The following is a 7,873-nucleotide window of genomic DNA, read 5'->3' on the forward strand; positions in this document are numbered from 1 at the left end:
CACAGCCCTCTTCCGGCCACGGTAGGACGAAGTGCGATCCTGAGGCGGCCCAGACTAGGCCTCGGTGGTTCGACGTTGCGATGCGGATACCGGGCTTTGGTCAGCCTGAGGGCTCAGCATCCATCCAGAGAGAAGGACTCACCAATGCTCACCGACGCCAAGATACTCCACAAGCTGCGCCAAGTTGTGAAAGCCTATACTGCACTGCGCTTCGAGCCAGTGCTTGCCCCAGAATGCGAGTACGCTGAGACCGCTCAGCGTCTGGGAACCGACCCCCAGGGACTCGATTGGCATCCAGCCCCGGCTGGTACGTCGTGGGGCGACGACGGCATCACCGGCTGGTTCCGCTGCCGGGTCAGTCTGCCCGCCGTCTGCGCCAACCGGAAGGTCTGGGTGCGCTTCAAGTGCCCGCAGGAGACCCTGTTTCTGCGCAACGGCGAGCCCTGGGGAGTGTTCGACGGCAACCATCCCTATGTGTGCCTGACCACCCAGGGGCAGGCGGGCACGGAGTATGCCCTGGCCTTCGAGGCCTACTCGGGCCACAACATGCCCGGAACCGGGCCCAACGACGCGGGCATCACCGTGCTCCCGGGGAGCCGTACCTTCGATGGTGTGGAGCTTGCCCTCGAACGGGAGGACGTTAGCGGGTTCGTGTTCGACCTGATGACGCTGCTGGGGCTGGTGGACTGCCTGGACGACAACAGCCTGCGCAAGGCCCAGGTCATCGCCGGGCTCGCAGAGGTCTACGCCGCGATATACCAGGCACCGACGGAGGTCGAGGAGGAGCAGTGGCGTCCGCCGCTGACCCAGGCACGCGAGATCATGGCGCCGCTGCTGGCCCAGACCAATGGCTCCACTGTGCCGCTGATGGGGATCCTCGGCCACTCCCACATGGACACTGCCTGGCTATGGCCTGTGGCGGAGACCTGGCGCAAGGTAGCGCGAACGTCCTCTTCCATCGCCAACCTGATGGAGCAGTACCCTGAGTTCCTGTTCATCCAGTCCAGCCCCTGCCACACCGAGTCCATGCGGAAGCTGTACCCGGCAGTGTTTGAGCAGATCCGGCGGCTGGTGGCTGAAGGACGCTATGAGCCCAACGGCGGCATGTGGGTCGAGGCGGATTGCAACCTGACCGGCGGCGAGGCCCTGGTGCGACAGTTCCTCTTCGGGCAGAGGTGGACGCGTCAGTGGCTCGACTACACCGCCGATACGCTCTGGCTGCCCGACGTCTTCGGCTACTCCGCAGCACTGCCCCAGATTCTGCGAGGGGTGGGGATCGAGTTCTTCTGCACGACCAAGATGGCCTGGAATGACACGACCCGCTTCCCCTTCGACACCTTCCAGTGGCAGGGCATTGACGGCACCCAGGTGCTGGCGCACCTGAACTCCATGCACTGCTGGCCCGACCCGAAGACGCTGACCGCTCACTGGAACTGGGTGCAGCACAAGGACGTGCAGGACCGGCGGCTGGTGGCCTTCGGGTTCGGGGATGGCGGTGGCGGACCGATGCACGAGATGTGTGAGATTGCCCGGCGGGTGGGCGACCTCGAAGGGTGCCCGCGGACGCGGTACACGACCGTGAGCGAGTTCATGCAAGGCGTGCGCGACGACCTGGGATCACGCCTGCCGACCTGGGTCGGTGAGCTGTACCTGGAGATGCATCGCGGGACGCTGACCTCGGTGGCGCCCATCAAGAAGGGCAACCGGCGCTGCGAGTTGGCCCTGCGAGACGCCGAGATGCTCTGCTCGCTGGCCGCCCTGGGGGGTGCGACCTATCCCAGTCAGGGCCTGCACGACCTGTGGCAGACGCTGCTGCTGAATCAGTTCCACGACATCCTGCCGGGCTCCAGCATCGCGCAGGTCAACGACCAGGCGATCGGCGAGTTCGCGCAGTGCCTGGAAGGGGCCGAGGCGATCTCTGACCAAGCGCTGACGAACCTGGTCGCCCCGGCGCAGGAAGACGGGCGGATGCTGCTCGTCGCCAACACCCTGAACTGGGAACGCGGCGGCTCACTGGAGGTGCCGGTGACAGCCCCGGGCCTTGCGCCCACGGATCCGGAGGTGGACTGGCAGTGGGTTCAGAGCATCACCCGGGAGGATCGGTTGGCGCTGGCGGGAGTGACCGTGCCGTCGCTCGGGTTCAGAGTGCTGCCCCTGGGAGAGACCGGCCCGGCAGCGAAGTCACCCTTCACCGTCACCGAGGACACCGTAACGACACCGTACTACACTGCGCGGTTCGACGCGGCCGGTGGTATGGTCTCGCTGGTGGATTGCAGCGGTCGTGAGTGGGTGGCGCCCGGTGGCGTTCTCAATGCCCTTCTGATCGGCGAGGACCTTCCGAGCTGCTATGACAACTGGGAGATCGAGCGCGACCAGAGGCTGAAGATGGAGCGTGAGACCCGGCTGGTGCGCCGTGAGGTAGTAGCTGACGGGCCAGTGCAACTGCGCCTGCGGCTGGAGTGGGAGCTTGGTGCGGGTTCGCGGGTTCGCCAGGACGTGGTCTTCCACAGCCACAGTCCGCTGGTCGAGTTCGACACCGAGGTCGACTGGCATGAGCAGCACCGTCTGCTCAAGGCCGCCTTCGACCTCAACGTGCAGACCGAGGCAGCGAGGCATGAGATCCAGTACGGGCACGTCGAGCGTTCCACTCACCAGAACCTGCCGCAGGACCGGGCGCGGTTCGAGGTCTGCTGCCACAAGTGGAGCGACCTGTCCGACAATGGCTCCGGCGTGGCGCTGCTCAATGACTGCAAATACGGCATTTCCGTTCAGGGCAACCGCCTCGGGCTGAGCCTGCTCAAGTCCGGCACTCACCCCGACCCTCGAGGCGACGCGGGCACTCACTCCTTCCGGTACGCGCTGCTGCCGCACCACGAGCCCTTCAGCGTGGCCGGTGTTGTGCGCCCGGCTTACGAGCTCAATGTGTCGCTGCGGGGTCGGCGAGTGGCTGCCGACACGGCGGCTCCGGCGATACAGATCGCTGTGGAGGGCGACAGCGTGATCCTGGAGAGCGCGAAGTGGGCCGAGGACGGTGAGGCACTGGTGCTGCGTCTGTACGAGGCGGGCAAGCGGGCTGCCTGCGCCCGCGTCACACTGCCGGAGTGCGTGACGCGGGTCTGGCAAGCGAGCATGCTCGAGGAGCCGCAGCAGGAGCTGAGCTGGGAGGACGGCCATGCGGTGAAGGTCGCCCTGGGCCCGCTGCAGATCGTGACCCTGCGCTGCGAACTGGCCGGGGGATAGGCGCTCAGTCAGGCGCCTTCTCGGAGCCGTAGACCTTCACGTAGTCCACGAGGACGGTGCCCGGTGCACCGTCCTCGCTGTCCCCTGGGTTCCCCGCGGTCGGCCCCGTCAAAGGCGGCTGATGACCTCGCGGGCTGTGCGCTCGAAGATGGCCTGCCACTCCGGGGCCAGGAAACACTCCGTTACCTCGTAGCCTCCCCGAGGGTAGTCCGCCGCCGGTGGCCCGTAGTGGATATAGCCGTTGGAACACGCTGCCAGGAAGGTGTGCTTGTAGGGCGACTGGCGCTTCACGTTCAGGCCCACCTGGACCAGCACCTCGGCCGGTGAAGTGACTAGCACGCACTCGCCGATGCGAAGGCCCTGCACCTCGGTCTGCACCGTGTCCTCGCCCGCCTCGCGGTTGATGGCTGCGTGTCGCTCGTAGGTGGCGATGCGGTCCTGAATCCGTGCGAGTTGCTCCATGACACCCAGGTTGCGCAGGTACTTGTCGACGTTGGCGCGGTTCTCGGCATCCAGCGCCCGCAGTTCCTCGTTGCCCGTCGCCTCGCCGTGCAGATAGCGGTAGCTGTAGTCGGCGGGAAAGTCCGGGTTGAGGACATGCTTGAGGTAGAGTGGCAGGAAGGTCCTGAAGTTCAGGCTTGTGAAGCGCAGGGAGGAAAGCAGCGCGGCCTGCTCTCGCTCCAGTTCCTGGATGCGCTTAGCACTGTCGGTCCTGCGGGGCAGCCGCACGGGCTGGTTGACGACGCTCAGGTCTGCGTCGGCGGTCTGAAGGCCACGTAACGCCGCCAGTGTGCTCAGGCCCAGGAGCGTTCCAACCGGCTCCGCATCCCGGGGGCGCGTGACCTCCTTGTAGAGCACTTCCGTGACGTCGCCGCCGGCGCCCTGCAGGAACAGGGCCATCGCATCGCCCCCGAGCTGCTCCTCGATCACCCGCGAGGCAAACCCCGGGAAGTTGGCCGTGAGGCCGCCGCCGGGAACGCCCAGCAGGGGATGGCAGGCGAAGTTGTAGACCACTGCCAGCGGGCGGCCGTCGAGGCGATCGATCCGCAGGATACCGATCTCAGGGTCGATAGGCCCCAGGCCCGCGACCTGCTCATCCGGCGGGCAGGGGTTTGCCTGGCGGATCGTCCAGCCCTTGCCGTCCTTGAGGCGGAGGGTGCGGTTGATCATGATGCGGTCTTCGTGTCCGACGCCCACTCCCACGGTGACCGCCACGAGAGCCGCCTGCGCCCGCCGAATCGCGTCGAAGGTGCGCTCAACCTGCTGGTCGTCGTCGCACAGCATCCTTCCGGGTGGGTGGGTGTGCGAAGCGTTGACCAGCACGTTGAGGCCCGGAATGCCCAGTTCCTGCTCCACCCGGCTTCGCAGTCGCGGCAGGAAGTCGTCGGAGATGTCGCCGATGCCCCCGATGGCCACCGCGTCCAGGGCGACGATGGCGGCCCGAGTGCGGCCGTCGTCCAGGACGAGGGCCTTCGCGTAGAGCCGGTCATGGATCACCACCCCCGGCTCGGTAGTGGTGATGTCGCTCTTGGCCACGCCCGCATGCAAGTGGCCACTCGCGGTCAGGCTCTTCGGGTTCAGTGCCTCGCTCATTGCTCTCTCTCCCTGGGTTGGCACGGTGGGGCACGGATCGTCGGCGCACTTCGCGGCCGACGCCGGAAGCCCTCCCTGCCTACTCGCGAAGGGAAGGTGCGACCCTCTCGCGAATTGCCCTTCGTGGCCGCCTGTGGTCCTGTGCGAGACAGCCGGCTCCGTCTCAACCATCCCGACGAGTGGAAAGGTAGTCGACCCATGCGCCGAGATGCCTCTTCCGGCCTGCGCGTCACCTTTGCTATTCTGCTGGTTGCCCTAGGTGTTGCTGCTCTTGCCGACGACTGGCCCGAGTTCCTTGGAGCGGGCAGGACGGGTGAGTGGAAGGAGACCGGCATCCTGCGCAAGTTCCCCGAGGGTGGCCTGAAGGTCCTCTGGCGCATCCCGATCTGCCCGGGCTATGCCGGGCCTGCGGTCGCGGACGGCCGAGTGTTCGTCTCGGACTGCCGCAAGACCGACACTGGCCGCGTGGAACGGGTGTTGTGCCTCGACGAGCAGACCGGGCAGATCCGATGGGTGTTCGAAAACCCGGCAGTCGACTACGCGAAGCTGTCCTACGACAGCGGCCCACGGGCAACACCTACCGTAGATGGTGACCGTGTCTACTGCCTGGGAGCTGCGGGCGACCTCTACTGTCTGAAGGTCCAGTCCGGCGCCGTGGTCTGGCAGACCAATCTGCGCAAGCGCTTCAACGCGAAGCTGCCGACCTGGGGCTTTTCTGGTGCGCCCTTGGTGGCCGGCGACCGCCTGATCTGCGTGGTCGGCGGCACGGACAACTCGCTGCTGGTGGGACTGGACAAGCTCACCGGGGAGGAGGCCTGGCGTGCCCTGCCTGCCACCGGTGACATCGCCTACGCGCCGCCGCGCCTGATCAACTTCGGCGGTCGGCTCCAGTGTATCCACCAGGTGCCGGGCACTCTGAGCTCGGTGGACCCGCAGACCGGCGAGGTGCTCTGGCGGCTGCGCGTCGAGTCCAGCATCCCGCTGGCCCCGCCGGTGCTCGACGGTGACCGCCTTTTCCTGTCGGACTTCTGGAAGGGCTCGACCCTCGCCAGACTGACGGCGGACAAGCCGGGTGCTGAGGTGCTCTGGCACCGCATCGGCGTCAACGAGGTCAAGACCGATGCGCTCCACTGCCTGATATCCACTCCGGTCCTCAAGGACGGCTACATCTACGGCGTGGACAGCTACGGGCAACTCCGCTGCCTGGTGGAGGCCACAGGCGACCGGGTGTGGGAGAGCATGGACGCCACCGTGGAGAAGGTACGCAACGCCTGCGCCGTGCTCACCCGCAACCACGACGTCTTCTTCCTCAACAACGACCGCGGCGAGCTCATCATCGCGGACCTGCAACCCACCGGCTACCGCGAGATCAGTCGCACCACGCTCATCAAGCCCACCAGCGGCGGTGCCGGAACGCGCCAGCTGAAGTTCGTGAACTGGGTCTACCCGGCCTACGCCAACCGCTGCATCCTCCTCCGCAACGATGAGGAAATCCTCCGGGTCTCGCTGGCGGCGGAGCAGTAAGGCCCACCTTCTGAATTGTGCATCAGAGTCCGTCTGCGGCGACCGGGGATCCCCGCGCTGCCAAGGAGACTGCATCAATGAGAGCCTGGAGACTGCCGGCCTGCCTGCTGTGCGTTCTCGCCCTACTTGCATCGGCAGTGGCAACCTTCGCTGCGGATGGGCCTGGAGCAACGCCCCAGATTCTGCTGAACGCGGGATTCGAGAAGGGGGAGGGCTCCCGGGCTGCTGATTGGGGCTTGTGGCCGCCTGCTGGGAGTGAAGCCGGGGTCGGCAGCACCTGCGACCTTGAGGTGAAGCGCAGCGGTCTCGCAAGCGGACGTCTGCAGGTGACTCGCGACGACTTCAGCGGTGTCTGCACCTTCCACCACCCGGCGGTTGCGGTGGAAGCTGGGCAGGAGCTGGTGCTCCAGTACTGGATCAAGGCGCAGGGCGTGGCCGACCAGTGTGGATGCGACGTGCAGCTCCGGCACGGAACGCAGGAGATCGTCGGCAGCGCGGCAGCTCCGACGGAGAAGGGCCGCTTTGACTGGAAGCTCGTCACCCACCGGTTCACCGTACCGGCCGGGACTGACCACGTGTGCGTGGTCCCGCTCCTGCGAGGCAAGGGCACCGTGTGGTTTGACGACCTGGCCCTGTACGCAACCCCCTCGGTGTCTCCGGCACGCCTCACGCAGCCCCCCGTGGTTGACGGTGATCTGGGGGACACGTGCTGGCAGAGCGTGACGCCGGTCTCGGGCTTCGTCCTGGCCGACGGTTCGGGTCTGCCGGAGCGCAGCACCTCCGTCTGGGCGGCCTACGATCCCGGGCACCTGTACTTCGCCTTCCGCTGCGAGAAGAGGCCGGGCGACAAACTGGTCAAGACCCTTACGCAACGCGATGGCGTGGTCTGGGATGACGACGAGGTGGAGTTGTTCCTGAACCCGAGGGGTGACTGGGGCGACTACTACCAGTTCATCGTCAACCCACTGGGGACGAAGTATGATTCACACCTGACCGATGCAAGCTGGAACGCGAACTGGCAAGCGGCGGCCCGCGACGGCGAGACGGCCTGGACGGTCGAGATCGCGATTCCCCTGTCCGAGTTGCCTCTCGACCTCAGCACCGGTCGGGATTGGTGCGCGAACTTCGGTCGCGGTGACAAGGTGGGCGGCCAGGCGAGTTCGTGGTCGTGTGTATTCGGCGGCTTCCACACCCCGGGGCGCTTCGGTCAACTGACGGGAATGGACCTGGACTTGACGTCCTACTACCTGGCGGATGCCCAGGCGCGAGTGGGCGCTGTTCGCCGAGACTACGACACGGCTCTGACTGGCCTGGACCTGAAGACGGCGCCTGCTGCGGTGGCTGAGCCTGTGCGCTGGCCCGCTGAGAAGCTTCGCCAGGGCCTGCAGCAGCTTGAGGACATCCTTGCGCGCCCGACCGCAGCGACGGCACAGGACTGGGCGCGAATCCGCCCGGACGCCCTCAAGCTGGCCGAGGAGGTCACGGCCTTGCGGGCCGCGAGCCTGCGCCTGCGTGC

4 protein-coding genes are annotated in these 7,873 nt (G+C 66.6%); 3 read left to right on the forward strand and 1 reads right to left on the reverse strand.

What is annotated here, in order from left to right; translation table 11 throughout:
* Positions 1-144: 144 nt before the first annotated feature.
* Positions 145-3,240 (forward strand): glycoside hydrolase family 38 C-terminal domain-containing protein, encoded by a 3,096-nt coding sequence (locus ABFE16_18080; protein ID MEN6347212.1) that lies wholly within the window; start codon positions 145-147, stop codon positions 3,238-3,240.
* Between the two features lie 108 nt (positions 3,241-3,348).
* On the opposite strand, the gene ABFE16_18085 is transcribed toward ABFE16_18080, so the two are convergent.
* Positions 3,349-4,833 (reverse strand): hypothetical protein, encoded by a 1,485-nt coding sequence (locus tag ABFE16_18085; protein ID MEN6347213.1) that lies wholly within the window; start codon positions 4,831-4,833, stop codon positions 3,349-3,351.
* Positions 4,834-5,031: 198 nt separating this feature from the next.
* On the opposite strand from ABFE16_18085, the gene ABFE16_18090 reads away from it, so the two are divergent.
* Positions 5,032-6,357, forward strand: a complete 1,326-nt coding sequence (locus ABFE16_18090) for a PQQ-binding-like beta-propeller repeat protein (protein MEN6347214.1) — start codon at positions 5,032-5,034, stop codon at positions 6,355-6,357.
* Between the two features lie 77 nt (positions 6,358-6,434).
* Positions 6,435-7,873, forward strand: a 1,439-nt coding sequence (locus tag ABFE16_18095) for a carbohydrate binding family 9 domain-containing protein (protein ID MEN6347215.1), incomplete at its 3' end; no start/stop codon positions are given.

Source organism: Armatimonadia bacterium (genome assembly GCA_039679385.1).
In the GTDB taxonomy this organism is placed as follows: domain Bacteria; phylum Armatimonadota; class Zipacnadia; order Zipacnadales; family JABUFB01; genus JAJFTQ01.